Below are 25,525 nucleotides of genomic sequence, written 5' to 3'. Positions count from 1 at the left end.
TCCTCACGGATCAGAAGGTGGACGGCAAGGATCGTCCGCTGCTCACCCACTTCGACCGCAACGGCTTCGGCTACACCCTCGATCGCGCGACCGGCGAACTTCTCGTCGCCGAGAAGTTCGATCCGGTGGTGAACTGGGCCACCAAGGTCGACATGGAAAAGGGCTCCAAGAACTACGGCCGCCCGCTGGTCGATCCGCGCTACTCGCCGGAAGCGACCGGAGAGGACGAGACCACGACCGGGATCTGCCCCGGTGCCATCGGTGCCAAGAACGAGCAGCCGGCGGCGTACTCACCGGGTACGCACCTGTTCTACGTGCCGACGAACCACATCTGCATGAGCTACGAGCCGTTCCAGGTCACCTATAGTCCGGGTGTTCCCTTCGTCGGCGCAACCGTCACCCTGCAGCCGCACGAGAGCAGCCCCGAGACCGGCCGGTTCATCGCCTGGGACGGCGTCGGGGGAAGAATCGTCTGGTCCAATGCCGAGCCGTTCTCGGTGTGGTCCGGTGCTCTCGCCACCGCCGGCGACGTGGTCTTCTATGGCACGCTGGAAGGGTACCTGAAGGCCGTCGATGCCAAGTCGGGCAAGGAACTCTACAGGTTCAAGACCCCGTCGGGCATCATCGGCAACGTCACGACTTATCTTCATCGCGGTCGCCAATACGTCGCCGTGCTTTCGGGTGTCGGCGGCTGGGCCGGGATCGGTCTCGCGGCCGGGCTCACCGATCCGGCGGACGGAGCCGGCGCCGTCGGTGGCTATGCGGCCCTTTCGCGCTACACCGCCCTCGGCGGGCAGCTGACCGTCTTCGCCCTGCCGGAGCGATAGGGTCCCGCCGGCACAGGGTTAGCGCCGCCGCCGATGCTCACCGTGTTTGATCGACGCTCTTCACACCGTCGCAGGCACGCAAGGCCGTCGCAATCTCGTCGCAACTCTTCACCGGGAGCCGGATGAAAGACACGTCGATCGTGTCGATCCCATCCTCCTCGCCCGGCTGGGCCACGAATTGTGACAGTCTCGACGCGTAGGAGCCGGCGATCTTGCGCAGGCCCTCGATCGTCACGGCACCACGCCTCGCGGTGATGGTGAGAATCCGGGTCTGGGACCGTTCGCGGTAATATTCCTCCAGCGGCTTCACGCCGGCGAGGATCACCAAGACGATCACAGTCGTGGCGATGGCGGCGGTGAACAGGCCGGTTCCGGCCGCGAGGCCGATGGCGGCGACGGCCCAGAGACCTGCCGCGGTGGTGAGCCCCTTCACCATTTCCCCGCGGAGCATGATCGTGCCGGCACCGAGAAAGCCGATGCCGGAGACCACTTGTGCCGCCATGCGCGATGGATCGAGAGCGACGTTTGGCGTGCCGAGAATGTCCGAGAAGCCGAAGGCCGAGACGATGACGATGAGGCAGGAGCCGACGCAGACGAGCATGTGCGTTCGCATGCCCGCCGCCCAGACGAGGCGTTCCCGCTCGAAGCCCACGGCGCTGCCCAGCAGAGCCGCGAGCATGAGCCGACCCAGGATGTCGAGGTTGCTGATCACCGCTGACCCATCCGTTCCGATCTCGTCGGCCGGTCCTGAGGACGGATGTCGATCACGACAATCCTGTCGTCGGGCCTATTTGTCGGGCTTCTCGGAGATGATCGCGCCGGTCTTCGGATCGGCATGGAATTCCATCTTCACGCCGTTCTTCATGCCTTCGCCCTCCCAATGGCCGTCATCAGCCTCGAATTCGGTGATGTCGGTGTAGCCGGCGGCCATCAGCTTCTGCTTGACCTGCTCGGCCGGCATCCAGTCGGCGCCCGGCTTGTCCGCGAGAGCGAGTCCGGCCGAGCCGGTGGTGATGAGCAGGGCGAGTAGGGCGGGCTTCAGAGCGTTCATCGGGTTCCTCCCAGGGTTCATTTGCCGTCTACCGATCAACCGCCGCTCGGGTGAGCCGGTTCCTGCGAAACGTCACCGGAGAGAGGACGCGATCGCCTGCTGGATACCGAGGATGTCGGCGCCGCGCTTCAGCGTCTTCCTGATCGGCTCAGGCCGGCCGGAGACCCAGATCGCGAGTTCCGAATCGAAGTCGAAGCTACCGGCGGTCTCGACGGAAAAGCAGGTGATCGCCCTGTAGGGCACGGTCATGTAGGCGACCTTGCGGCCCGTCACGCCCTGCTTGTCGACGAGGATCAGGCGCCGGTCCGTGAACACGATGAGATCGCGGATCACCCGGAAGGCGACCTGCACGGCCTCGCCCTGAGTGAGGATTCCCGCGAGGGCTTCGTTCACCTCCTGCGGAGACAGGTCGCTGCCGTGGCCGAACAGGCCGTCGAGAATTCCCATTGCGTCACCTATCCCGAAAAAGCCGACTCGCCCTTATCTAGGGACGAACCGGCCGGGCACACCGCCTGCCGATCTCTCTCTTCGTTGCAGGACGTGCCTGATTGCAGGACGGGTCTGTCGTCCGGAGCCGCAAGATGTCCGCCAAAGCCCTCGCTCCTCTACGCCTCGGCGTGAATATCGACCACGTCGCAACCGTGCGGAACGCCCGCGGCGGCATCCATCCCGATCCGGTCCGCGCGGCGATGCTCGCCGTGGAGGCCGGAGCGGACGGCATCACCGCGCATCTGCGCGAGGACCGCCGGCATATCCGCGACGCGGATATCGAGGCGCTGATGGCGCGGCTCTCCGTGCCCCTCAATTTCGAGATGGCCGCCACCGACGAGATGGTCGGTATCGCCACCCGCCTGCGGCCGCACGCATCCTGCCTCGTGCCGGAGAAGCGCGAGGAGCGCACCACGGAGGGCGGTCTCGACATCGTCGGCCAGGCCGCTCACCTCGCGCCACGGATCGCGGCCCTGTCCGCCGCCGGCATCCGCGTCTCGCTGTTCGTCGAGCCCGATGAAGCGGTGATGGATGCGGCATCGGGCCTTGGGGCGCCCGTGGTCGAGCTTCACACCGGAAGCTATTGCGAGGCGGTCGCCGACGGCGACGGAGTTCGCGTGGCACATGAGCTCGCCCGCATCGCACGGGCCGCCGCCTACGGTTCGCGGATCGGTCTCGAGGTTCATGCCGGCCACGGTCTCGCCCTCGACAGCGTCGGGCCGGTGGCGGCCCTGCCGCAGCTCGCCGAACTCAATATCGGCCATTCCCTCATCGGCGAGGCCATCTTCTGGGGGCTGGGGCAGGCGATCCGCGACATGCGGTTAGCCATGGACCGCGCCCGGACGGGAATCGTAGCATGATCCTCGGCATCGGCTCCGACCTCTGCGACATCCGCCGGATCGAGCGCTCCCTCGAACGCTACGGCGAGCGCTTCACCCACCGGATCTACACCGACGGCGAGCGCGCGAAATCGGAGGCCCGTGCTGCCCGCGCACCGTCCTATGCGAGGCGGTTCGCCGCCAAGGAGGCCTGCGCCAAGGCGCTCGGCACCGGCATGAGCCATGGCGTGTTCTGGCGCGACATGGAGGTGGTGAACCTGCCCGGAGGAGCGCCGACCATGCGCCTCAGCGGCGGCGCGGCCGAGCGCCTCCGGGCGATGATGCCCGCCGGCCACCGCGCGAAGATCCATGTCACGCTCACCGACGATCCGCCCATGGCGCAAGCATTCGTGATCATCGAGGCCCTGCCGGTCTCGGCGGTGGATGCTGAGCCGGCCACCGCTCGCGTTGCGGCTCCCGACCGCATGGTCTAGACCGCCGGTCATCGCCGACAGTCGATCGGGTTCGCGCGTCGAGCCGGAGATTGCAGACAGATGGAACGAGCGCGCGTGGATCACCAGACGAAGCGAGACCTGAGGGCGGCCGATAACGGCGCCTGGGCGAGCATCAAGGAGACGGTCAAGGTCGGCGTCCAGGCGCTGCTGATCGCTCTCGTCGTGCGTACGCTGCTCTTCCAGCCGTTCAACATCCCGTCCGGATCGCTGGTGCCGACGCTGCTGGTCGGTGATTATCTGTTCGTGTCGAAATATTCCTACGGCTATTCCAAATATTCGCTGCCCTTGAGCGAGTACCTGCCCTTCAAGGCCGATGGCCGGATCTGGGCGGCGGAGCCGAAGCGCGGCGACATCGCCGTGTTCAAGCTGCCCAAGGACAACGCCACCGACTACATCAAGCGCGTGATCGGCCTACCGGGCGACAAGATCCAGATGAAGGCCGGCGTCCTCTACATCAACGACGTCGCCGTGAAGCGCGAGCGCATCGCCCCCTACGAGACCACCGGCCCGTATGGCGAGGAAACGAAGGTCGAGCGGTACAACGAGACCCTGCCGAACGGCGTCGTCCATCAGGTGATCGAACGCGAGGGCGACAACGGCTACTGGGACAATACCGAGCCCTACCTCGTGCCCCCCGGCCGATTCTTCATGATGGGCGACAACCGCGACAATTCCACCGATTCGCGCGATCTCGCCAATGTCGGCTTCGTGCCGTTCGAGAATTTCGTCGGCCGTGCCGAGATGATCTTCTTCTCCATCGACGAGGGCACCCCGGCCTGGCAGATCTGGCAATGGCCGGCGAAGGTGCGGTGGGGCCGCATCTTCAGCAGCATCCACTAGGAACGCCGATCGTGAACGAGGAGGCGCGTCCTTCCAGCCGGGCGCGCCGCACGCCGCGACCGAAGCCCGCCCTGGGCGTGCTCGAAGAGCGGATCGGCCATGCTTTCGCCGACCGGACCCTGCTCTCCCTGGCCCTGACCCATGTCAGCAAAGCCGGCGGCGGTGGGCGGATCGGAAGCTATCAGCGCCTCGAATTCCTCGGCGACCGGGTGCTCGGCCTCGCCATTGCCGATCTCCTCTACGAGGCCTTCCCGCAGGCGGACGAGGGCGACCTGTCGCGGCGCCTCGCCGGCCTCGTGCGGCGGGAGACCTGCGCCGCGGTGGCGACGGCCTGGGACGTGGGTCCGCATCTCGCCCTCGGTCCCGGCGAGATCCAGAGCGGCGGACGCCGCAACCAGACGATCCTGGCCGATGCCTGCGAATCGATCCTCGGCGCGGTCTTTCTCGATGCCGGATACGTGGCGGCCAAAGCCATCGTCGAGACGGCCTTCGCGCCCGGCACCGACACGGCGGCGCCGCGTGGGCGCGACGCGAAATCCGCCTTGCAGGAATGGGCCATGGGCCGCGCCCTGCCGATCCCCGTCTACGAGGTGGTGGAGCGCTCCGGCCCGGACCATGCTCCCGTCTTCCGGATCGCCGCGCGGGTCGAGGGCCTGGAGCCCGGATACGGCACCGGACCATCGAAGCGCCTCGCCGAGCAGGAGGCCGCTCGCCTCGTCCTCGACCGCGAGATTCACGGCATTACACCCCTAGACAGAATGGAGACGTCGGCGGACGTCGGTGAAGGAAACAGCCCCGATGCCTGACGATCACAACGACATCAACGACGAGGACGACCTGCCGGAATCCGGACCTCTGCCCGAGATCAAGCCGCTGCCGGTCATGCCCGCCGATACGAGCGCCGGTTTCGTCGCCCTGATCGGCGTGCCCAATGCCGGGAAATCGACGCTGCTCAACAGCCTCGTCGGCACGAAGGTCTCCATCGTCTCGCGCAAGGTCCAGACGACGCGGGCGCTGGTGCGCGGCATCGTCATGGAGGGCAAGGCCCAGATCATCCTGGTGGACACGCCCGGCATCTTCGCGCCCAAGCGCCGCCTCGATCGGGCGATGGTGCATTCCGCCTGGAGCGGCGCGGCCGATGCCGACGCGATCTGCCTCCTGGTCGACGCGCGCAAGGGCGTCACCGAAGAGGTCGAGGCGATCCTCGGCCGCCTGCCGGACGTGCGCCGCCCGAAGGCCCTGATCCTCAACAAAATCGACCTGATCCCCCGCGACCGGCTGCTGGCGCTCGCCGCTTCCCTCAACGAGCGCATCGCCTTCGCGCATACCTTCATGATCTCCGCCCTGAACGGCGACGGCATCGATACGCTGAGGCAGACCCTGGCCGGGATGATGCCACCCGGTCCCTGGCTCTATCCGGAGGATCAGATCTCCGACGCACCGATCCGCATGCTCGCCTCCGAGATCACACGCGAGAAGCTCTACGACCGTCTCCATGAGGAATTGCCGTACCGCTCCACCGTCGAGACCGACCAGTGGGTGGTGAAGACCGATGGGTCGGTTCGGATCGAGCAGACCATCTTCGTCGAGCGCGAGAGCCAGCGCTCCATCGTCCTCGGCAAGGGTGGCCAGACCATCAAGGCGATCGGACAGGCGGCGAGGCGCGAGATCGCCGAGGCGGCCGAGCAGCCGGTCCATCTGTTCCTGCATGTGAAGGTGCGCGAGAACTGGGCCGATGACCCGGCACGCTACCGTGAAATGGGACTCGAATTCCCGCGTGGATAGAGACGTGCCCGCCGGTTTGATTCGACGTATCGGATAGCTGTCTCTTGCTGCGCTGCCACATAAGCTTCAGTATCGTTTTGCGAAACATCGCGTTTCTCTAAACGTAAGTTAAATCCGGTAGCCTATTCTCGGCAATTCTGCGTTGGTGGGGTTGGCAATGACTTGACACGGTGTTGCCAACCGATTCGCTCGATTTTCCAAATTTATCGAATGTGGCGAAGATAACCTTTCCATGAAGGCCATCGCCGGCTACCAATCCCGAAGCCGGGCTCCATTTCGAGTCGTAGCACCCGATATTTCTCCCCAACGCCCTGACTCCTGAGGCGCGCGCGCCATCGCGCCGGATACGTCATGATGCCTGCTTCACCCATACCGGATGCCGTCTATGGTTCACCGCCCGCCGAACTCGCCGATGTGTCCGCCCATGCAGCCCAACTGTCCCCGCTGATCCCGGGATCGGTGCGTCTGGAAGACATTGCCGAAGGAAGCCTCGAGAGCGTGACCATGCTGGCGCCGGCGGGCACGATCGAACGCCGCTACGTGCTCTCCCTGTCGCTTCGCGCCCTGCGTCCGGGGGGCCGCCTTCGGGCCCTGGCGCCGAAGGACAAGGGTGGCGCCCGTCTGGGACGCGAGTTGAAGGAATTCGGCTGCGAACCGGCAGAGACCGCCAAGCGCCATCACCGGATATGCGACGTGGCCCGTCCGGCCGCGATCGTCGCTCTCGACGAGGTGATTCAAGAGGGGGCTCCGCGGCATATCGACAACCTCGCTTTGTGCACTCAGCCGGGAGTCTTCTCCTGGGACAGGCTCGATCCGGGCACAGCGCTGCTTCTGGCGAATCTGCCTTCGCTCTCCGGTCGTGGCGCCGATTTCGGTTGCGGCATCGGCGTCCTCGCCCGGGCGGTTCTTGCGTCGCAGGGCGTGACCGCGTTGACGTTGATCGACATCGACCGGCGCGCCGTGGAGATGGCCCGGCGCAACGTCGGCGATCCACGTGCTGACATTCGTTGGGCCGACATCCGCTCGGCGGATGTCACCTTGGAGCGGCTCGACTTCGTGGTGATGAACCCGCCCTTCCACGATGGCGGGATCGAGGATCGCTTCCTCGGCGAGGTCTTCATCCGCCGCGCCGCCGAGACCCTGAGGCCGGGCGGCACGCTCTGGCTCACCGCAAATGCGCATCTGCCCTACGAGGCGCCGCTGAAAGCCGCCTTCAAGGCCGTGACGCTGAAGGCCTCCGCCGGTGGATACAAGATCTACGAAGCACGCAAGTGATGTGGCAAGTGAGCGGAAACGACAAGTGAGCGTGCCTTCGTGAGCAAGGGTCCCACGTGAGCAAGAGCCCGAGCCTCAGGCTCGATCGCCTGTTGGCGAATCTTGGCTACGGATCGCGCCGGGAGATCGGCCTTCTCGCCAAGGCGGGGCTCATCGTTCTCGACGGCGCTCAGCTTCGCGACGCGAACCAGCGTATCGCGGTGACGCAGGACCTGCCGGCGCGCATGCAGGTCGACGGCGAGCCCATCGATCCTCCGCCGGGTCTCGCCCTGATGATGCATAAGCCCCTCGGCGTGACCTGTTCCCACAAGGAGGCCGGCTCCTTGGTCTACAGCCTCCTGCCGGAACGCTGGCGACGCCGCGATCCGGCTCTGTCCACCATCGGCCGCCTCGACAAGGAGACCTCCGGCCTTCTCCTCCTCACCGATGACGGAGCCCTGCTGCACAGGGTGATCTCGCCGAAATCGAACGTCGCCAAGCGCTATCGCGTCGCCCTCGATCGTCCGCTCAAGGGCGATGAGGGCATGGTGCTGGGCAGCGGCTCGATGCTGCTCGACGGCGAGGACAAGCCGCTCCTCCCGGTGGAACTGGAGGTCGAGGACGAGACCCATGTGGTCGTCACTCTCCACGAGGGCCGCTACCATCAGGTCCGCCGCATGTTCGCGGCCCTCGGCAACCACGTCACCGCCCTGCATCGCGACCGGATCGGCGGCCTGACCCTGCCTGCCGACTTGGAGGCCGGGGAGTATCGTATCCTCACAGAAGCGGATGTCGCGGCAGTGTTCGTTGAGGCATCGGCAGCCTGATTCGCTCGGGCCTTCTCGGCGGGATGAGGTGGGGCGACGGGCGATCCCGGACAGCCGGCAGCTTTGGCGGGACCTGGGCTTCGTGCCCGGGTTCTGCTCCATCTGGGGGTTCGCACATCGGCAGATCCTGAGCACCGTCCTGTGGGGCGTGACCTTCTGCGATGCGAAGCATCGTCCTAGAAAATTGCGATGGCTTTGGGGGGATCCAAAGACGAAAACTCTCGCCTCGAGACGGATTCCCGGGTCTTTTTGCCGGGTCTCGTACCATGGATCGTCCTCGGCCCCTGGTTCCTCGGCGGGACGCCGGTCTTCCTCTTGCGCCAGCGGCACGACCGCGACCGAGCTTCCATCATCTTGCCTAGGCGAATATCCTCTGCTAAGGCCCCGCCCATTCCACACGCGGAGCCGGCCTCATGCCTGAATGAGGCGTTTCCGGTGGTCGTTCCTCTTCGGAGGGATCGATCGCTTCCTCCGCGGCGGCATCAACCGGAAGAGAAAAAGATCATGGCCGTTGATTTTACGATGCGTCAGCTCCTCGAAGCGGGCGCCCATTTCGGACACCAGTCGCACCGCTGGAACCCGAAGATGCAGACCTACATCTTCGGTACCCGCAACAACATCCACATCATCGATCTGGCCCAGACCGTGCCGGCCCTTCATCAGGCCCTGCAGGCCGTGAGCGACACCGTCGCCAAGGGCGGCCGCGTGCTGTTCGTCGGCACGAAGCGCCAGGCTGCCGACACGATCGCCGAAGCCGCCAAGCGTTCGGCCCAGTATTACGTCAATTCCCGCTGGCTCGGCGGCATGCTGACCAACTGGAAGACCATTTCGGGTTCGATCGCGCGTCTGCGCAAGGTCGACGAGACCCTCGAGACGGGCGGTCACGGCCTCACCAAGAAGGAGCGCCTGATGCTGTCCCGTGAAAAGGACAAGCTCGAGAAGGCGCTCGGCGGCATCAAGGACATGGGCGGCGTGCCGGACCTGCTGTTCGTGATCGACACCAACAAGGAGCAGCTCGCGATCAAGGAGGCTCAGCGCCTCGGGATCCCGGTGGCCGCGATCGTCGACACCAACTGCAACCCCGACGGCATCACCTACGTCGTGCCCGCCAACGATGATGCCGGCCGCGCGATCTCGCTCTATTGCGACCTCGTCGCCCGCGCCGCCATCGACGGTATCTCCCGCGGTCAGGGCTCCAGCGGCGTCGATCTCGGCGCTTCCGAGGCGCCGGTCGCCGAGGAACTGCCCGCCGAGCAGGCTGCTATCTCGGTAGAATCCGATGCCCTCGATCCGGCCGATGTCGCCGCGCTCGTGGAATCCACTGAGCATTTCGAGCTGCTATCCGCTCCTCGCGGCGCTCCGGACGATCTGTCCAAGCTCCATGGCGCCGGTCCGCAGATCGTGCAGAAGCTCAACGATGCCGGCGTCTACCATTACTGGCAGATCGCCGCGATGACCGATGCCGAGGTCGCTAAGGTTGATGCCGATCTGAAGCTCAACGGCCGCATCAGCCGCGACGGCTGGGTCGATCAGGCCCGTGGCTTCGCCGAGGCCGCTGCCGCCGCCTGATCGCACAGGCATCCCGGCAACGGGATGCTGCCGCAGACGTCGAACCCATCCACGAAGCCCGGCGCTCACCCTAGCGTCGGGCTCCTTTATCATTTGAGACAGACCCGAAGAGAGGAATCGCCATGGCCAACATCACCGCCGCATTGGTGAAAGAGCTCCGCGAAAAGACCGGCGCGGGCATGATGGACTGCAAAGGCGCGCTCAACGAGACGGATGGCGATATCGAAGCCGCTGTCGACTGGCTGCGCAAGAAGGGTCTCGCCAAGGCCGCTAAGAAGGCCGGCCGGGTCGCCGCCGAGGGCCTCGTCGCCGTCGAATCGTCGGGTCACCATGCCACCATCGTCGAGGTGAATTCAGAAACCGACTTCGTCGCCCGCAACGACAGCTTCCAGGCTTTCGCTCGCGAAGCCGCCAAGCTGGCCCTCGATACCGACGGTTCGCTGGAAGGCCTTGAGGCCGCGCACTTCCCCGGCAGCTCCACCTCCGTCAAGGAGTCGCTCTCCAGCCTCATCGCCACGATCGGTGAGAACATGACTCTGCGTCGCGTCGCCAAGCTCGACGTGACCAAGGGCGTGATCGCCTCCTACGTCCATGCCCAGGTCGCCGACGGCCTCGGCAAGATCGGCGTGCTGGTGGCGCTGGAATCCGAGGGCGACGTGGAGGTGCTGTCCACACTCGGCCGCCAGATCGCCATGCACGTGGCCGCCACGAACCCGGTGGCCCTCGACGCGGCCGGCGTCGACCAGGCGGTTCTCGAGCGCGAGAGCAACATCCTGCGTGAGAAGAACGCCGGCAAGCCGGATCACGTCCTCGCCAAGATCGTCGAGAGCGGCCTGAAGAGCTACTACAAGGAGGTCACCCTCCTCGAGCAGCCCTTCGTCCATGACGGATCGAAGACCATCACCCAGGTGCTGAAGGAAGCCGAGGGCAAGGCCGGCGCGCCGGTCAAGCTCACCGCTTTCGTTCGCTATGCGCTCGGTGAGGGCATCGAGAAGGAAGAGGCCCCCGACTTCGCCACCGAAGTGGCGGCTGCGGCACGCGGCTGACAACCCCTTCCTCCCGGTTCGAATCCCATGGATAACGGGCGGCGGCAGCGATGCCACCGCCCGTTCTCATTTGTCCCGCTTGGATCGCCGTGCCCCTCGACGTTCGCGACCGCGTTGCGATAGACAACGAGCGCTTCCGATTGAATCGTTCGGCCTTGCGCCGGTGCTTGAGGGGACTGGCGCCATGCCGGAGACCAAACCGTTTCGCCGCGTGCTCGTGAAGCTGTCGGGCGAGGCCCTGGCCGCCCCGGACGGGTACTGGCTGCACCCTCCGCTTCTGGCGGCCCTGGCCGAGGACATCGCCAAGACGCTTGAGGCCGGTTTCCAGGTCGCCCTCGTGGTCGGCGGCGGCAACATGATCCGGGGCGCGCGGATTTCTTCGGCGGGCTGGATCGACCGTGCCACCGGCGACTCGCTCGGCATGATCGCCACGGTGATGAATTCCCTCGCCCTGGAGACGGCGCTCAACGCCGCGGGCGTACCGGCGCGCACGATGTCGGCGGTATCGATGCCCACCATCTGTGAGACCTATGCGCGCCAGCCGGCCCTGCACCATCTCGACAAGGGACAGGTGGTCGTCCTCGCCGGCGGCACCGGCAATCCGTACTTCACCACCGATACCGCCGCCGTCCTGCGCGCCGCCGAACTGCGCTGCGGCGCGGTACTGAAGGCCACCCAGGTCGACGGCGTCTATTCGGCCGATCCGAAGAAGGATCCTTCGGCCGTGCGCTACGACCGTCTGACCCATGACAATGCCATCGCGCGCGATCTCAAGATCATGGACACCGCGGCCTTCGCGCTCGCCCGCGAAAGCCGCATCTCCATCGTCGTCGGCTCGGTCCACGCACCGAGTTCCGTGACCGCGATCCTCACTGGAAATGCGCCTTCGACGCACGTCGTACCCTAACGCATCACATCTCAAGTATCGGGCCGGCCGTGCCGAGTTGATGCGCGGCGGTCTCCCAGTCGACCGCTATTTTACATCGTCAGGGTTTCTTGAGGATTTTACGTCTTCCTGCGAAGGGAACCTTTGCCGCTTGCCCGATGCGGCTGCCGAGCATGGTCGATGCCCCTGTCGCAGATCGTTTTCTATAGCCGGAACCTCGTCAAGCTGACGGGTGGTTCGATGCGGGACATGGTCAGGGACATACTGGCCTCCTGCAGCCGCTACGATCGTGCGTCGGGCATGACCGGCGCTCTCGTGTTCAACGAGGATTTCTTCCTCCAGGCCATGGAGGGTGAGGCATCGACGATCTCGGAGCAGCTCTGGAATCTGGCAGCGGATAGCCGCCACAGCGGCATGGTCCTCGTCTCGGCCGCTCCGGTTCAGCAGCGTGCGTTGCGGGGATGGATGGTCGGCTATGCCGGCCGTTCGGAGGCCCTCGACGCCCTCTATCTCCAGTACGGTCCCACCGCGAAGTTCGACCCCACGGAGATGTCGGTTGGGGCCATCATCGCATTGCTCCGGTCGTTCACGGAGCTCGATGCGAGCCATTTCGTCCAGCGCTCCGGCCAGCCAGGAATGGTGGCGATGAAACCGGCCGCGCGATAGGCCGACCCCGAAGCCGGCCTGCACGGGCGATTTGATCCGTCGCAGGTGCGAACGCCATTTGCGACCTGTCGGATTTTGGTTCATTGAGGCCGCACGCACGGGCCCCGGCGGCCCGACGCCTTTTCCCTAATTTTCGTCGGGACACAGAGTATGGCGACCCCAGAGTTCGACCTCAACGACATCAAGCGCCGGATGCAGGGCGCCGTCAGCGCGTTGTCGAAGGATCTCGGCTCCCTCCGCACCGGACGCGCGACACCGAGCATCCTCGATCCGATCAATGTCGATGCCTATGGCTCCTCGATGCCGATGGCTCAGGTCGCCACGGTGAGCGTCCCCGAGCCGCGCCTCCTCTCGATCTCGGTATGGGACCGGAGCATGGTGGCCGCGGTGGAGAAGGCGATCCGCGAATCCGATCTCGGCCTGAACCCACAGACCGAAGGCCAGACCATCCGCCTGCGCGTGCCCGAGATGAACGAGCAGCGCCGCAAGGAGATGGTCAAGGTCGCCCATAAATATACCGAGGAGGCCCGCGTCGCGGTCCGCCACGTCCGCCGCGACGGTCTCGACCATCTCAAGAAGCTCGAGAAGGAAAGCGCCATCAGCGAGGACGACGAGAAGCGTCAGGCCGCCGAGGTGCAGAAGGTGACCGACCAGCACATCGCCGAGATCGACGGTGTTCTCGCCTCGAAGGAAAAGGAAATCATGCAGGTCTGAGTTGTCGGACACGTATGGGAATAACGGAATCAGGGACGGGGAGAAGCGCGTTGGGTCGCTCAGAGGGCGCGCGTCAGATCGAGGCATCTGCGGCCGGGGAGAGAGAGGCCGCCGGCGTGACGGTCGACCTCGCTTCGTGTGGTCCCGTGACGACGGGCTCCGGCCCGACCCCCGCCCCTCGTCCGGCGGCACCGGCGCATGTGGCCATCATCATGGATGGCAACGGTCGCTGGGCCGCGCGCCGCAACCTGCCGCGGGTGGAGGGACACCGTCGCGGAGTCGAGGCGGTCCGCAGGGCGGTCCGATCCGCGATCGAACTCGGCGTCTCCTATCTGACGATCTATAGCTTCTCCTCGGAAAACTGGCGTCGGCCGCCGGCCGAGATCGCCGATCTCATGGGGTTGCTTAAACTGTTCGTGCGGCGCGACCTCGCCGAACTTCACGGCAACAATGTTCGGGTGAAGATCATCGGTGCGCGCGAGGGCCTCAGCGCCGACATCGCCGGGCTGCTCGACGAGGCCGAGGCGCGCACCCGCGGCAATACCGGCCTGACCCTCGTCATCGCCTTCAATTACGGCGGACGACAGGAGATCCTGAGGGCGGTGCGCACCCTCGCCCAGGCGGTGGCAGACGGCCGGATGAGTCCTGCCGAGATCGGTCTCGAAGCGATAACCCATGCGCTGGACACCACCGGCATCCCCGATCCCGATCTCGTCATCCGCACCTCCGGCGAGCAGCGCCTGTCGAACTTCCTGACTTGGCAGACGGCCTATGCCGAATACGTGATCGTGCCCGAATTCTGGCCCGATTTCGATCACGCATGCTTCCACGCGGCCATCGACGAGTATCATCGGCGTGACCGCCGCTTCGGCGGTCTCAGCGGCAAGGCCGGGTGATGGTCTCGCCCGGCGACGCGGCGTCCGCGCCGCGGCGCGGCCCCCTCAGCGGCCGCGAATTCCAGCTTCGCACCGCCTCGGCCATCGTGCTCGCGACGATCGTGCTCACGACGCTGTTCGTGGGCGGCTGGGCCTTCGCCGCCATCTGGCTCATCGCCGGCATCGTCGCCGCCGGGGAATGGATCGCGATCAGCCGGATCACGCCGGTCCGGATCGTCGTGGCGGTCACGGCTTTGTCCCTGACCGGGCTCGCGCTCTGCCTGCGCCTCGATGCGTCGCTCCCGATCTGGCTCGCGGTCGCGGCGGCCGGTCTCATCGCGATCCTGGTCGTTGCCGGGGACAAGGCCCGCAGGGGCCGTGCAATCGTCGGTTTCGGCAGCGCCGCGGTGCTGGCCCTGGTCCCGCCGGCCCTGCGCGACGATTCCGGCATCGGCATCTTCGGGCCGGCCTGGATGTTCGCCGTGGTCTGGTCCACCGACATCGTTGCCTACATCACCGGCCGGACCTTCGGCGGGCCGAAGCTGATGCCGTCGGTCAGCCCGAAGAAAACATGGTCGGGCTCCCTCGGCGGGCTGGCCGCCGGGGTCGCTGCCGGAACCGGGCTGGTGATCGCCGCCCGGTCGCAGGGCTGGACCACGCTCGCCGACGCACCGCTCGTCGTGGTCGCGGTCACCAGCGCCGTCGCCTCGATCCTCAGCCAGGCCGGCGATCTCGCCGAATCGGCGCTCAAGCGGCATTACGGCGTGAAGGATTCCGGCCGGTCGATCCCGGGCCATGGCGGTGTCATGGACCGGCTCGACGGCTTCTTCGCCGTGGCCGTGCTGGCCGGCCTCTATCTCATCGCGCACCGCCTGGCCGTGCTCTGAAGGAACCGATCCGTTGAGCCATACCGTCACCATCCTCGGCGCCACCGGGTCCATCGGCCGTTCCACCACGGACCTGCTGGCCCAGCATCCGGAGCGTTTCCGGATCGGCGCCCTCGTCGGTGGCCGAGACGCCGTGGCCCTGGCCAGGCTCGCCCGTGAAATCGGCGCCGATTTTGCGGCCTTGGCCGACGAGAGCCAGGGTCCGGCCCTGCGCGAGGCGCTTTCCGGCACCGGCATCGCCAATGGAGCGGGGGAGGGCGCCGTCCTCGAAGCGGTGGCGCGCGACGCCGATATCGTCGTGGCAGCGGTGAGCGGCGCGGCGGGCCTGCGCCCGACTCACGCCGCCTTGCGCCTCGGCCGCACGGTGGCGCTCGCCAACAAGGAGAGCCTCGTCTGCGCTGGCGATGCCTTCATGCGCGACGCCGCGCGGTTCAACGCGACGCTGCTGCCGGTCGATTCCGAGCACAATGCCCTGGCTCAGGCGCTCGGCGACGGCCGGGTATCGGACGTCGCCAAGATGACCATCACCGCGTCCGGCGGCCCGTTCCGCACCTGGACGCGGGAGCGCATCGCTGCTGCCTCGCCGACGGAGGCCGCGGCCCATCCGACTTGGTCGATGGGGATGAAGATCAACATCGATTCGGCCTCGCTGATGAACAAGGGCCTCGAACTCATCGAGGCGCATCACCTGTTCACCATCGAGGCTGAGCGCCTCGACGTGATCGTGCATCCGCAATCGATCGTGCACGGCCTCATCACCTGGCGCGACGGCGCGGTGACGGCAGGCCTCGCCATGCCGGACATGCGTGTCCCCATCGCCCATTGCCTCGGACTGGGCGACCGCCTGACCATCGAGCGGGGCCGCTCCCTCGATCTCGCCACTGTCGGCAGTCTGACCTTCGAGGCGGCGGACGAGACGCGCTTCCCGTGTCTGCGCATTGCCCGCGCTGCGCTCGCGGAAGGCGGTGCCGCGCCGACGGTGATGAACGCCGCCAACGAGATCGCAGTGGCTGCCTTCATCCGCGGCGAGATCGGCTTCTACGGCATCGCCGAACTGGTGGAGAGCGCCTGCGAGCATTTCGCGGCCGAGTACCGCAATGCCCCGGCCGATGTGGACGAGGCGCTCGCCATCGATGCCCATGTCCGCGCCTGGAGCGCCAAGGCACTGCCGTCGGCCGTCTGACGGCCTTAAGGGGTGTGAAGATCGGCGCTTCCGTTCAGCGCTCGTCGGCGAGCGCGTAGGCGACGAGGGCCAGCATCGCGCCGGGCAGCGTCTTCAGATAGGCGCCCAGCGGATCGAGCCAGAGGCCGGCGGCCAGCGCAGAGCCGAGAAAGAGATAGATTCCCGTCATCGCCACCATGCCAAGCGCTGCCAGCGGCATGGTCCGTCTCACCAGGATCGCGACGCCGAGGACAAGGTCGACGGCGATTCCGGCCAACACCATGATCCGCGCCGGGCCAGGGGCGATGCCGTGGGCGGTCATCGCCGCCATTGCGGCATCGAGATGAGCCAGGGCGATCAGGCCGGACAGCCCCCAGAACAGAGAGAGCATGGTTAGGATCGCCGGCTTCATCAGCCAGAGCCGGCCGAACCAGCGCTCCTGCACGCCGGACGGCATCCGGCGGAGGCTGTCCGCCAGCGAGAGTGGCGGCGCTCCAACGATCTGCTTCCACGGCGTCGGGTCTCCAGTCACACCGGCCTCGATCTGGCGCAATGCCGTGGTGCGGATCGGCGTCCGCCAGCCTAGTCGTCCGACGAGGTCGCCGATGCGGAATGCTACGCCCAAGAGCCAGGACGGGACAGGCAGCGCGAGCAGGGCGGGAGGGCGCCCGAGCCATGCGCGGTAGCTCGCCACGATGTCCGGCAGTATGTGGCCGTGCTCCTCGACGAGATCGTAGCGCGTCCGCGCGGCGATCCGCCTCTCCACCGCTAGGAGAACCGCCTGCGCCACGTCCTCCACATGGACGGTCTGGATCGGCCGGAGGGAGGGCATCCCCATGAAGGCGACAGGAAGCGATGCCAGCGCCCGGATCAGGCCGGTGGCGCCGTAGGAGATTGGTGCCAGGACGAGCCCCGGTCTCAGGATGACCCAATCGAGATCGAGGGCGGCCAGGGCCGCATCGGCCTCGGCCTTGCTGCGCATGAAATCCGTCGGAGCATCGTGCGAGGCTCCTGCCGCCGAGATCTGGACGACGCGCCGGACACCCACCCGTTCGCAGCAGGCGAACAGGGCGCGCATCGCCATCGTCTGGACGGCGCGGACATCGTCGCGCGGGCCGTCCTGCAGGGCGCCCGAGCAGTTCACCACGGCATCGACGCCGTGAAGCACCTCGGTCCAATCCGCCGGCGCGACCATCCTCGCGATGTCGCGCTCGATCCAAGTCGCATCGGGCCGGTGCCATCGTGCCGCCGAAACGTCCCGTCCCAGGCCCGCCACCGCATGCCCGGCGGCGAGACAGCGGGTCACCACCGCCGAGCCGATGAGGCCATAGCCTCCGAGAACAAGGATTCGCATGTGGTGGACGGCCCGCCGCTTCTCGTCGCGTATCGGGCCACCATCGCCTGGATTGCCTAAATCATCCCTGACGGCACGCGATTCGATCCGCGCGACTCAGCAGAGGTCATTCCTCCGGACCATAGGCCGCGAAGAACACGCGCATCGCTTCGGTGACGCGCGGGCCGATCTCCGCCTCTTTCACGGGGCCGCCCGCTGCGAAGAGGAGGCGCGTCAGAAGCCCGGCCTGGCACAGGTGCAGGAAGTGCTTGGCGGCGAGCTCTGTATCGGCCTTCCGCAGGCGGCCCGCGGCGATCTGGCGGTCGAGATAGGCGGCGAGCCTCGTAACGCCCTGCGCCGGGCCCGCCTCGTAGAAGGCTTGTCCGAAGCGCGGAAACTTCTCCGTGGCACCGATCACCATGCGGATGATCGCGACGTGGTCCGGACGGATCATGTGGACGAGGTAGCTCTGGCCGAGCCGGGTGAGAACGCCGCGCACGTCCGGATCGTCGGCATCGAGCTGGAACAGGGCTTCGGCGAGGCCGCGCTTCTCTTCCAGCGTCAACGCCTCGAACAAAGCCTCCTTGCTGTCGAAATAGACGTAGAGCGTGCCTTTGGAGACGCCTGCCGCCTTTGCGATCTCGCCCATGCTGGCGCCGTCGAAGCCGGAAGCCATGAAGACGGAGCGGGCACCGTCGAGGATCTGCCGGCGCTTGTCCGTCTCCGCCGCGTGCCGCGCGCTCGTCCTGTCGAGCGTCGGGCTACCTGCTGCCCCTGCCACCACCTCTTCCTCCGATTGACCGAACCGTTCAGTCATTCTATCTACGGGAATGCAACGGCCTCGGTCAATCAGAGGCCAATAATGACCGAACGGTTCGGTCAATTCATTTTCATCGGGACCAGATCATGTCTCTGCGTGACGATGACGGGCAGAGGGCCTCGTCTTCCAATGCCGGCCATTCTGACGACATCCCTCCGCCGCCGGCGTCTCCAGCGGTCCGCATCATGGCCGGAGAGCCGGTGGCACCGGTCGCCGGGCCCGTCGCGCCCCCTCCGAAACGCCGGCCGCTGCGCAAGGCCGTGCTGTCGACCCTCATCGCGCTCGTCCTCGCCGGTGGCGGCTACAAGGGTTACGAATGGTGGAATGTCGGCCGCTTCTTCGTCTCCACCGACGATGCCTATGTCCAGGCCGACATCTCGATCCTCGCGGCGAAGGTCCCTGGTTATCTTGCCGCCGTGCCGGTGATGAACGGGCAGGCCGTGCACAAGGGAGACGTCATCGCCCGCCTCGACGACGGCGATTATCGTCTCGCGAGCCAGGCGGCGCACGACAAGTTCGTGACGCAGCAGGCGACGATCGCCCGCATCGGCCGGCAGGTGGAGGCCGCGCAGGCGCAGATCCTCCAGAGCTCCGCGCAGATCGATGCGGCCAAGGCGGATTCGATCCGCGCCGCCGCCGATTATGCCCGCCAGCAGCAGCTAGAAAAGGTGGATTTCGTTGCCAAGTCGCGCATCGAGCAGGCGCTGGCCGACCGCAACCGCACTGAGGCCACGGTGAAGGGGGCCGAGGCGAACCTCGCCATGATGAAGGCCAATGTCGATGTCCTGCGCGCGCAGGCGAAAGAGGCCGAGGGTCTCGCGGCCGAGTTGAAGACCGCCGAGGACAGGGCCGCCCGCGACCTCGCCTTCACCGTGATCCAGGCGCCCTTCGACGGCGTCGTCGGCAACAAGGCGGTTGAGGCGGGCGCTTACGTCTCGCCGGGCTCGCGCATCGCCGCCCTGGTTCCCCTGGAGAGCGTTCGCGTCGACGCCAATTTCAAGGAGACGCAGGTCGAGCGCATGCATCCGGGCCAGCGCGTCCACATCGCGGTGGATGCCTATCCCGGCCGCGACATCGTTGGCGAGGTCGAATCGCTGTCGCCGGCCTCCGGCTCGGTCTTCAGCCTATTGCCGCCGGACAACGCCACCGGCAACTTCACCAAGATCGTCCAGAGGCTGCCGGTGCGCGTCCGCGTGCCGGCCGACGTCGCCCATGAGGGTCTGCTGCGTCCGGGCCTCTCCGTCACCGTGCGCGTCGATACCCGCGACGGGGGCGAACCTCTCCGAACGGCCTCCCGGCACTAGGCGCGACCATGGCCGCGTCCGCCACCCTCGCGCCTGCCGTCGGAGAGCCGCCCCTCGATCGCCGCCGCATGGTGGCGTTCGTGTGCATGGTGTTCGGCATGTTCATGGCGATCCTGGACATCCAGATCGTCTCGGCGTCGCTCGCCGAGATCCAGGCCGGCCTCTCGGCCTCGGGAGACGAGATCCCCTGGGTCCAGACCAGCTACCTCATCGCCGAGGTCATCGCGATCCCGCTCTCCGGCTTCCTCTCGCGGGTGATCTCGACGCGCTGGATGTTCGTGGTCTCAGCCGGCGGCTTCACCCTGATGAGTCTGATGTGCGCCACCTCGACCTCGATCAACGAGATGATCGTGTGGCGCGCGCTGCAGGGATTCATCGGCGGCGGTATGATCCCCACCGTCTTCGCCTCGGCCTTCACGATCTTCCCGCCGTCCAAGCGCCCGATCGTGTCACCGATGATCGGCCTCGTGGCGACGCTCGCGCCCACCATCGGCCCGACCGTGGGCGGCTACCTCACCGACGCGTTCGACTGGCACTGGCTGTTCCTCATCAACGTCGTGCCGGGCATCATCGTCACCGTATCGACCTATTTGCTGGTCGATTTCGACGAGCCCAACCTCGATCTGTTCAAGCATTTCGACTGGTTCGGCCTCGCCTTCATGGCCGCCTTCCTCGGCTGCCTCGAATACGTGCTGGAGGAGGGGCCGAACCACGACTGGCTCCAGGACGAGGCGGTGTTCGCCTGCGCCCTGATCTGCGTCGCCGGCGGCATCGCCTTTTTCTGGCGTGCGCTCACGGCCCGAGAACCCATCGTCGATCTGCGCGCCTTCACCGACCGCAACTTCGCGGCGGGCTGCATCTTCAGCTTCGTCCTCGGCATCGGCCTCTACGGCCTCACCTATCTCTACCCCGTCTATCTCGGCCGCGTGCGCGGCTACTCGGCCCTGCAGATCGGCGAGACCATGTTCGTGTCGGGCCTGTGCATGTTCGCCACCGCGCCCATCGCCGGACGGTTCTCGGGCAAGATCGACCCGCGCATTCTCATGGGTATCGGCTTCACGGGCTTCGCCGCCGGAACCTGGATCGTCACCGGCCTGACCAAGGATTGGGATTTCTGGGAATTGCTTCTGCCGCAGGTGCTGCGCGGCTGCTCGCTCATGCTGTGCATGATCCCGATCAACAACATCGCTCTGGGCACTCTGCCGCCGGCGCGGATGAAGAACGCGTCGGGCCTCTACAATCTCACCCGCAATCTCGGCGGCGCCGTGGGCCTCGCCCTCATCAACACGGTGCTCAACGACCGCTGGGACCTGCATCTCGCGCGGCTGCACGAGCGCTTCACCTGGACGAACACCACCGTGCTGGAGCGGCTCGACATGACCCGCCGCCAGTTCGACGCGCTCGGGCTCGACGGCAACGCCATGGCCCTCAAGGCGATGATGAACACCGTGCGGATGCAGGGACTGGTGATGAGTTTCACCGACGTCTTCCTGGTGCTCACCTTCCTGTTCCTGGCCATGGCCTGCGCGACGCCGCTGATCCGCCGCCCGCGCGCGGCTTCGCCCGGCGGCGGCGGCCATTGAGAACGCAGCCTCTGCCGGCCTCTTAACCTTCCGTTGAGGAAACAGGGGACGGCATGCCGTCGTGCGACGATCTCGCAGGCCTCATCTGGTTTGCGTTCGCTCGACCGCGATCCGATCTGCTATGGACGCATGCTGGCCCCTCGCGAGGCCCTGAAGGATCGACGGATGGACTTTCTGAATTCGATGGGGGGAACCGCCTCCGGCTTCTTCGGGTCGGTGATCCCCTTCGTCATCGTGCTGAGCATCGTCGTGTTCGTCCACGAGATGGGTCACTTCCTCGTGGGCCGCTGGTGCGGGGTGGGCGTTCACGCCTTCTCCCTCGGTTTCGGCCCCGAACTCTTCGGCTTCAACGACCGTCACGGCACACGCTGGAAGGTCTCGGCGATCCCGCTCGGGGGCTACGTCAAGTTCCACGGCGACGCCAACGGCGCCAGCGTGGCCGACCCTGCGGCGCTGGCGCGGATGACGCCGGAGGAGCGCGCCACGAGTTTCCCGGCCCAGAGCCTGGGGAAGCGCGCGGCGATCGTCGCCGCCGGCCCCATCGCCAACTTCCTCCTCGCCATCGCCCTGTTCGCCGGCGCGATCTACTTTTCCGGGCGCTACGAGCTTCCGCCGCGCATCGACGGCGTGATGGCCGGCAGCGCCGCCGAGCGTGCCGGCTTCCAGCCCGGCGACGTGGTCACCTCCATCGACGGAACGACCGTCACGAATTTCCTCGACATGCAGCGCACCGTCTCCGGGAGCGCCGGCGCCACACTCGCCGTCACCGTCGACCGCGGCGGTGAGACCAAGACCCTGACCGCCATCCCCGATGCGGTGGAAGAGCGGACGCCGTTCGGCAAGCACCGCCTCGGTCGCCTCGGCATCAAGGGCCCGAACGGGGCCGATGCGCAGGTGAGGCATTACGGCCTGGTCCAGTCCCTCGGGCTCGGCGTGTCGGAGACCTACTTCGTCGTCGACCGGACCATGAATTACCTCGGCAAGCTCGTGACGGGTCGTGAATCCGCCGATCAGCTCTCCGGGCCCATCGGGATCGCGCGCGTCTCCGGCGAGGTCGCCAAGGTCGGCGGCGTCGGTGGTCTCATCGGCCTCGTGGCGCTGCTGTCGGTGTCGATCGGTCTGCTCAATCTGTTTCCGGTTCCACTGCTCGATGGCGGACACCTGCTGTTCTACGCGTTCGAGGCCGTCCGTGGCCGTCCGCTGAGCGAGAAGACCCAGGAGATCGGCTTCCGGATCGGGCTTGCGCTGGTGCTGTTCCTGATGCTGTTCGCCGCTTGGAACGACATCCTGAACCTCGGTGCGTCCTGGTCGGGCCGCGGTTCCTGACCGGGCGCGCCCATCGCGCCGGAGGCGCCCGACAATCCTCTCGGCGGGTTGTGGATGTCTCTCTAAGCGATTGATTTTACCCGGTGATTGAGAAGCCCGTCCGGCATCCCGGGCGGGCTTTTTGCTGCGAATTGAGGATTGATTCACCTTATCGAGCGATGAACGGGAACCGTTAAGTGACCGGAAGGCCACGTCTCCCCAAAATCCCCTTCAGAGCCCAGGTCCGAGCGTTTGCTTCGCTCGGGAAACTCGGTAGAAGCTGAACTGGGACCAGGTGACGGGACGGTCGGACAACGACCGCCTGTCTGCGGGTGCAAACCCGTACTGTAAATAAAAGAGACGGGCGATTACATGATGTCGATGACGGGGAAGCGCCGGCGTAAGTCGGCCGAACAGACCATCGTCCTAGTCGCTGCCGCGGCCGCAGGGCTTGTTCTGTGCGGCACGGCTCAGGCGCAGCAGATCGTCGTCCAGGGCAACAAGCGCGTCGATGCCGACACCATCCGGTCCTACGTGACCGGTACGGCCTCTGGATCTCCGGAAGAGGCCCGCCGCAACCTGCTGGCGAGCGGCATGTTTTCCGATGTGAAGGTGTCGCGCAGCGGCGCTGGGACCGTGGTGACGGTGCGCGAGAACAACATCATCAACCGGGTGGTGTTCGAGGGAAACAAGAAGATCGAGAAGGCGACCCTCGAGGCCGAGATCGAGGCCAAGGGCCGCGGCGGCTACAGCGAAGGCGTCGTCCAGGCCGATCTTCAGCGCATCCGCGAGATCTATCGTCGTGCCGGCCGTGGCACGGCCAAGGTCAGCTTCCGCACCGTCGATCTGCCCAATGGCCGCATCGACCTGATCTACGTGATCGAGGAAGGTGACAAGACCGGCATCAAGTCGATCAACTTCGTCGGCAACAGCGCGTATTCCGAGCGTAAGCTGCGCGAGCTGATGTCCTCTTCGGAGATGAACTTCCTCTCGTTCATCAAGACTTCCGACGTCTACGATCCCGATCGCATCACCAACGATCTCGACCTCGTGCGCCGCTACTACCTGAAGAACGGCTATGCCGATTTCCGGGTGGTGAATGCCGATGCGCGCTACGTCGAGGGCGAGGGCGATGCCGGCTGGGTCATCACCGTGACGGTTGACGAGGGTCAGCAATACACGGTCGGCGCCGTTGCCATCGATTCGCGCCTTCCGGGCGTCGATACCCAGATCCTCGACGGCGAGGTCCGTGCCGCTGTCGGCGACGTCTACAACGCCGAGGACGTGGAGAAGACCCTCACCGGCGTGACCAACCAGGTCGCACGCCAGGGCTTCCCCTTCGCCCAGGTCCGCCCGACCGGCCAGCGCGACCGCGCCACCCACACCGTTGCCCTCGGCTTCGTGGTCGAGGACGGCCCGCGCGTCTATGTCGAGCGCATCAATATCCGCGGCAACACCCGCACCCGCGACTACGTCATCCGCCGCGAGCTCGATATCACCGAGGGCGATGCCTATAACCGCGTGCTGACCGATCGGGCCGAGCGTCGTCTCAACGGCCTCGGGTTCTTCAAGAAGGTCCGCTTCTCCAACGAGCCGGGCTCCTCGGCCGATCGCGTGGTCATCAACATCGACGTCGAGGATCAGCCCACGGGTTCGTTCTCGGTGGCCGGCGGCTACTCCACCCAGGACGGCATCATCGGCGAAGTCTCGGTCTCCGAGTCGAACTTCCTCGGTCGCGGTCAGTATGTCCGCCTCGCCGGCACCGGCGGCCAGTATTCGCGCGGAGTCGACTTCTCGTTCACCGAGCCGTACTTCCTCGGCTACCGCCTCGCCGCCGGCTTCGACGCCTTCTACAAGTACAGCGACCTGACCCGCTACTCGCGCTACGAGACCACCGTCTACGGCGGTCAGCTCCGCGTCGGCCTGCCGATCACGGAAGAGTTCGGCGTGACCCTGCGCTACTCGCTCTACAACACCGAGCTGACGATCCCGAACAGCGTCAAGCGGCCGTACAACGACTGTTCGAACCCGATCCCGGGCTATACCGCCCTCAACGCGCCGAACACTATCGATCCTGTCTCCGGTCGTAACACGAGCGGGCTGCCGACCTATCCGAACTGTGCTCTCGATGGCGAAGCCTCGATTGCGCTGAAGGGGTCGACCGGTAACACGCTGACCTCGCTGGCCGGTGTGACCCTGGCCTACTCGACGCTGGACAACCTCGCACAGCCCCGCAACGGCCTCTACTCGGAACTGAAGCCTGAGATCGCGGGCCTCGGCGGTGACTCGAAGTTCTTCCGCGTGGCTGGCGACATGCGCTACTACAAGGAATTCTACGAGGACGTGGTCGGGTTCGTCCGCTTCCAGGGCGGCCATATCTCGCCGCTGACCGACGAGAAGCTACGCATCACCGACCAGTACTTCCTCGGTCCGTCGCTGGTTCGCGGCTTCGCGCCCAACGGCATCGGTCCGCGTGACGTCGGCAGCGCCGACGCCCGTTCGAATGCGGTGGGTGGCACCACTTATTTCGGCGGTACGCTCGAAGTTCAGTTTCCGATCTATGGTATCCCGCGTGATCTCGGCCTGAAGGGCGCGGTCTTCGCCGATGCCGGCACGCTGTTCGGCTACAACAGCCGGACGCAGTTCGACGTGAACGGTGACGCAGCTATCAACGGCATCGCGCCGGGTGGGGCCTGCGCCTACACCGCTCTGGGTGCTGGTGCGATCACCGTCGAGCCCGAGTGCCTGAACGTTCGCGACAAGATGACGATCCGCTCCTCGATCGGCGCATCGATCCTGTGGAACTCGCCGCTCGGCCCGATCCGCTTCGATTATGCCTACGCCCTGACCAAGGACGAGGGACAGAAGATCTTCGCTGCGGATGGGACGTTCCTCGGCCGCGTCGGCAAGGATCAGCTCCAGGCCTTCCGCTTCTCCGGCGGTTCGCGGTTCTGACCCAAGACGCACGG

Annotated in this window: 24 protein-coding genes and 1 pseudogene; 20 read left to right on the top strand and 5 right to left on the bottom strand. The window is 66.2% G+C overall.

All coding sequences use genetic code 11. From position 1 onward, the window contains the following. Window positions 1-827 (top strand): annotated as a pseudogene (locus ACFQ4G_RS12730) (PQQ-binding-like beta-propeller repeat protein); the annotation flags it as partial. A 37-nt stretch (window positions 828-864) separates the two neighbouring features. On the opposite strand, the gene ACFQ4G_RS12725 reads toward ACFQ4G_RS12730, so the two are convergent. The 3 genes from ACFQ4G_RS12725 to ACFQ4G_RS12715 form a co-directional block, all read right to left on the bottom strand. After that, on the bottom strand, window positions 865-1,539 hold the full coding sequence (locus tag ACFQ4G_RS12725; RefSeq protein WP_238209182.1) for an MgtC/SapB family protein: 675 nt from the start codon (window positions 1,537-1,539) through the stop codon (window positions 865-867). 75 nt (window positions 1,540-1,614) lie between these two features. Beyond that, complete coding sequence (locus tag ACFQ4G_RS12720) at window positions 1,615-1,878, bottom strand: PepSY domain-containing protein (protein ID WP_238209181.1); 264 nt, start codon at window positions 1,876-1,878, stop codon at window positions 1,615-1,617. Window positions 1,879-1,950: 72 nt separating this feature from the next. Then, window positions 1,951-2,325, bottom strand: a complete 375-nt coding sequence (locus ACFQ4G_RS12715) for a PH domain-containing protein (RefSeq protein WP_238209180.1) — start codon at window positions 2,323-2,325, stop codon at window positions 1,951-1,953. Window positions 2,326-2,459: 134 nt separating this feature from the next. On the opposite strand from ACFQ4G_RS12715, the gene ACFQ4G_RS12710 reads away from it, so the two are divergent. The 15 genes from ACFQ4G_RS12710 (at window position 2,460) to dxr (ending at window position 16,232) form a co-directional block, all read left to right on the top strand. After that, the gene (locus ACFQ4G_RS12710; protein WP_238209179.1) at window positions 2,460-3,227 is read left to right on the top strand and encodes a pyridoxine 5'-phosphate synthase; all 768 of its coding nucleotides are present in this window, start codon (window positions 2,460-2,462) and stop codon (window positions 3,225-3,227) included. Next, window positions 3,224-3,679, top strand: a complete 456-nt coding sequence (acpS, locus tag ACFQ4G_RS12705) for a holo-ACP synthase (protein WP_238209178.1) — start codon at window positions 3,224-3,226, stop codon at window positions 3,677-3,679. Before ACFQ4G_RS12710 ends, acpS begins: the two co-directional genes overlap by 4 nt. Window positions 3,680-3,739: 60 nt before the next feature. Further along, the gene (lepB, locus tag ACFQ4G_RS12700) at window positions 3,740-4,540 is read left to right on the top strand and encodes a signal peptidase I (protein ID WP_238209177.1); all 801 of its coding nucleotides are present in this window, start codon (window positions 3,740-3,742) and stop codon (window positions 4,538-4,540) included. An 11-nt stretch (window positions 4,541-4,551) separates the two neighbouring features. Then, on the top strand, window positions 4,552-5,346 hold the full coding sequence (rnc, locus tag ACFQ4G_RS12695; RefSeq protein ID WP_238209176.1) for a ribonuclease III: 795 nt from the start codon (window positions 4,552-4,554) through the stop codon (window positions 5,344-5,346). Between the two features lie 76 nt (window positions 5,347-5,422). After that, entirely contained in the window at window positions 5,423-6,325 is a 903-nt protein-coding gene (era, locus tag ACFQ4G_RS12690; protein WP_238209189.1) for a GTPase Era, read from the top strand. A gap of 351 nt (window positions 6,326-6,676) precedes the next feature. Then, window positions 6,677-7,600 (top strand): class I SAM-dependent methyltransferase, encoded by a 924-nt coding sequence (locus tag ACFQ4G_RS12685; RefSeq protein WP_379040317.1) that lies wholly within the window; start codon window positions 6,677-6,679, stop codon window positions 7,598-7,600. A gap of 56 nt (window positions 7,601-7,656) precedes the next feature. Continuing rightward, complete coding sequence (locus ACFQ4G_RS12680; RefSeq protein ID WP_238209175.1) at window positions 7,657-8,406, top strand: pseudouridine synthase; 750 nt, start codon at window positions 7,657-7,659, stop codon at window positions 8,404-8,406. Between the two features lie 504 nt (window positions 8,407-8,910). After that, window positions 8,911-9,975: a 30S ribosomal protein S2 gene (locus ACFQ4G_RS12675; RefSeq protein ID WP_238209174.1), complete on the top strand. Its 1,065-nt coding sequence runs from the start codon at window positions 8,911-8,913 to the stop codon at window positions 9,973-9,975. Window positions 9,976-10,097: 122 nt separating this feature from the next. Then, window positions 10,098-11,021 carry a translation elongation factor Ts gene (gene tsf, locus ACFQ4G_RS12670; RefSeq protein WP_238209173.1) on the top strand — a complete coding sequence of 308 codons (924 nt, stop codon included), beginning with the start codon at window positions 10,098-10,100 and terminating at the stop codon, window positions 11,019-11,021. Between the two features lie 184 nt (window positions 11,022-11,205). Continuing rightward, the gene (gene pyrH, locus ACFQ4G_RS12665; RefSeq protein ID WP_238209172.1) at window positions 11,206-11,928 is read left to right on the top strand and encodes a UMP kinase; all 723 of its coding nucleotides are present in this window, start codon (window positions 11,206-11,208) and stop codon (window positions 11,926-11,928) included. A gap of 159 nt (window positions 11,929-12,087) precedes the next feature. Then, complete coding sequence (locus ACFQ4G_RS12660; RefSeq protein WP_238209171.1) at window positions 12,088-12,573, top strand: BLUF domain-containing protein; 486 nt, start codon at window positions 12,088-12,090, stop codon at window positions 12,571-12,573. A gap of 150 nt (window positions 12,574-12,723) precedes the next feature. Next, the gene (gene frr / locus ACFQ4G_RS12655; RefSeq protein WP_238209170.1) at window positions 12,724-13,287 is read left to right on the top strand and encodes a ribosome recycling factor; all 564 of its coding nucleotides are present in this window, start codon (window positions 12,724-12,726) and stop codon (window positions 13,285-13,287) included. Window positions 13,288-13,337: 50 nt separating this feature from the next. Continuing rightward, entirely contained in the window at window positions 13,338-14,183 is an 846-nt protein-coding gene (locus tag ACFQ4G_RS12650; protein ID WP_238209169.1) for an isoprenyl transferase, read from the top strand. Further along, window positions 14,183-15,049, top strand: coding sequence for a phosphatidate cytidylyltransferase (locus ACFQ4G_RS12645; protein ID WP_238209187.1), 867 nt, complete (start codon window positions 14,183-14,185; stop codon window positions 15,047-15,049). Before ACFQ4G_RS12650 ends, ACFQ4G_RS12645 begins: the two co-directional genes overlap by 1 nt. A 13-nt stretch (window positions 15,050-15,062) precedes the next feature. Further along, window positions 15,063-16,232, top strand: a complete 1,170-nt coding sequence (dxr, locus tag ACFQ4G_RS12640) for a 1-deoxy-D-xylulose-5-phosphate reductoisomerase (protein WP_238209168.1) — start codon at window positions 15,063-15,065, stop codon at window positions 16,230-16,232. 34 nt (window positions 16,233-16,266) lie between these two features. On the opposite strand, the gene ACFQ4G_RS12635 is transcribed toward dxr, so the two are convergent. Both ACFQ4G_RS12635 and ACFQ4G_RS12630 read right to left on the bottom strand, forming a co-directional pair. Next, a complete protein-coding gene (locus tag ACFQ4G_RS12635; protein ID WP_238209167.1) occupies window positions 16,267-17,565 on the bottom strand; it encodes an SDR family oxidoreductase in 1,299 nt (432 codons plus the stop codon). 106 nt (window positions 17,566-17,671) lie between these two features. Then, on the bottom strand, window positions 17,672-18,361 hold the full coding sequence (locus ACFQ4G_RS12630; protein WP_238209166.1) for a TetR/AcrR family transcriptional regulator: 690 nt from the start codon (window positions 18,359-18,361) through the stop codon (window positions 17,672-17,674). 89 nt (window positions 18,362-18,450) lie between these two features. On the opposite strand from ACFQ4G_RS12630, the gene ACFQ4G_RS12625 reads away from it, so the two are divergent. From ACFQ4G_RS12625 to bamA, 4 genes are all read left to right on the top strand, one after another. Further along, window positions 18,451-19,668 (top strand): HlyD family secretion protein, encoded by a 1,218-nt coding sequence (locus ACFQ4G_RS12625; protein ID WP_238209165.1) that lies wholly within the window; start codon window positions 18,451-18,453, stop codon window positions 19,666-19,668. 8 nt (window positions 19,669-19,676) lie between these two features. Continuing rightward, window positions 19,677-21,251 carry a DHA2 family efflux MFS transporter permease subunit gene (locus ACFQ4G_RS12620; protein WP_238209164.1) on the top strand — a complete coding sequence of 525 codons (1,575 nt, stop codon included), beginning with the start codon at window positions 19,677-19,679 and terminating at the stop codon, window positions 21,249-21,251. Between the two features lie 165 nt (window positions 21,252-21,416). Then, on the top strand, window positions 21,417-22,577 hold the full coding sequence (rseP, locus tag ACFQ4G_RS12615) for an RIP metalloprotease RseP (protein ID WP_238209163.1): 1,161 nt from the start codon (window positions 21,417-21,419) through the stop codon (window positions 22,575-22,577). 351 nt (window positions 22,578-22,928) lie between these two features. Further along, a complete protein-coding gene (gene bamA / locus ACFQ4G_RS12610) occupies window positions 22,929-25,511 on the top strand; it encodes an outer membrane protein assembly factor BamA (RefSeq protein ID WP_238209162.1) in 2,583 nt (860 codons plus the stop codon). Window positions 25,512-25,525 lie beyond the last annotated feature (14 nt).

It is taken from the genome of Methylobacterium marchantiae (assembly GCF_042679825.1).
Lineage (GTDB): Bacteria > Pseudomonadota > Alphaproteobacteria > Rhizobiales > Beijerinckiaceae > Methylobacterium > Methylobacterium marchantiae.
The sequence above is the reverse complement of the archived record's forward strand: the minus strand, read 5'-3'. Positions and strand labels throughout refer to the sequence as shown.

What these genes read in the sequence shown, in the direction of transcription:
- ACFQ4G_RS12645 (WP_238209187.1), top strand. Translation starts at nt 14,183, where the DNA reads ATGGTCTCGCCCGGCGACGCGGCGTCCGCGCCGCGGCGCGGCCCCCTC.
- ACFQ4G_RS12625 (WP_238209165.1), top strand. Translation starts at nt 18,451, where the DNA reads ATGTCTCTGCGTGACGATGACGGGCAGAGGGCCTCGTCTTCCAATGCC.
- tsf (WP_238209173.1), top strand. Translation starts at nt 10,098, where the DNA reads ATGGCCAACATCACCGCCGCATTGGTGAAAGAGCTCCGCGAAAAGACC.
- frr (WP_238209170.1), top strand. Translation starts at nt 12,724, where the DNA reads ATGGCGACCCCAGAGTTCGACCTCAACGACATCAAGCGCCGGATGCAG.
- lepB (WP_238209177.1), top strand. Translation starts at nt 3,740, where the DNA reads ATGGAACGAGCGCGCGTGGATCACCAGACGAAGCGAGACCTGAGGGCG.
- rseP (WP_238209163.1), top strand. Translation starts at nt 21,417, where the DNA reads ATGGACTTTCTGAATTCGATGGGGGGAACCGCCTCCGGCTTCTTCGGG.
- ACFQ4G_RS12720 (WP_238209181.1), bottom strand. Translation starts at nt 1,878, where the DNA reads ATGAACGCTCTGAAGCCCGCCCTACTCGCCCTGCTCATCACCACCGGC.
- pyrH (WP_238209172.1), top strand. Translation starts at nt 11,206, where the DNA reads ATGCCGGAGACCAAACCGTTTCGCCGCGTGCTCGTGAAGCTGTCGGGC.
- ACFQ4G_RS12660 (WP_238209171.1), top strand. Translation starts at nt 12,088, where the DNA reads ATGCCCCTGTCGCAGATCGTTTTCTATAGCCGGAACCTCGTCAAGCTG.
- era (WP_238209189.1), top strand. Translation starts at nt 5,423, where the DNA reads ATGCCCGCCGATACGAGCGCCGGTTTCGTCGCCCTGATCGGCGTGCCC.
- ACFQ4G_RS12620 (WP_238209164.1), top strand. Translation starts at nt 19,677, where the DNA reads ATGGCCGCGTCCGCCACCCTCGCGCCTGCCGTCGGAGAGCCGCCCCTC.
- ACFQ4G_RS12710 (WP_238209179.1), top strand. Translation starts at nt 2,460, where the DNA reads ATGTCCGCCAAAGCCCTCGCTCCTCTACGCCTCGGCGTGAATATCGAC.
- ACFQ4G_RS12635 (WP_238209167.1), bottom strand. Translation starts at nt 17,565, where the DNA reads ATGCGAATCCTTGTTCTCGGAGGCTATGGCCTCATCGGCTCGGCGGTG.
- ACFQ4G_RS12715 (WP_238209180.1), bottom strand. Translation starts at nt 2,325, where the DNA reads ATGGGAATTCTCGACGGCCTGTTCGGCCACGGCAGCGACCTGTCTCCG.
- bamA (WP_238209162.1), top strand. Translation starts at nt 22,929, where the DNA reads ATGATGTCGATGACGGGGAAGCGCCGGCGTAAGTCGGCCGAACAGACC.
- ACFQ4G_RS12630 (WP_238209166.1), bottom strand. Translation starts at nt 18,361, where the DNA reads ATGACTGAACGGTTCGGTCAATCGGAGGAAGAGGTGGTGGCAGGGGCA.
- ACFQ4G_RS12675 (WP_238209174.1), top strand. Translation starts at nt 8,911, where the DNA reads ATGGCCGTTGATTTTACGATGCGTCAGCTCCTCGAAGCGGGCGCCCAT.
- acpS (WP_238209178.1), top strand. Translation starts at nt 3,224, where the DNA reads ATGATCCTCGGCATCGGCTCCGACCTCTGCGACATCCGCCGGATCGAG.
- ACFQ4G_RS12685 (WP_379040317.1), top strand. Translation starts at nt 6,677, where the DNA reads ATGATGCCTGCTTCACCCATACCGGATGCCGTCTATGGTTCACCGCCC.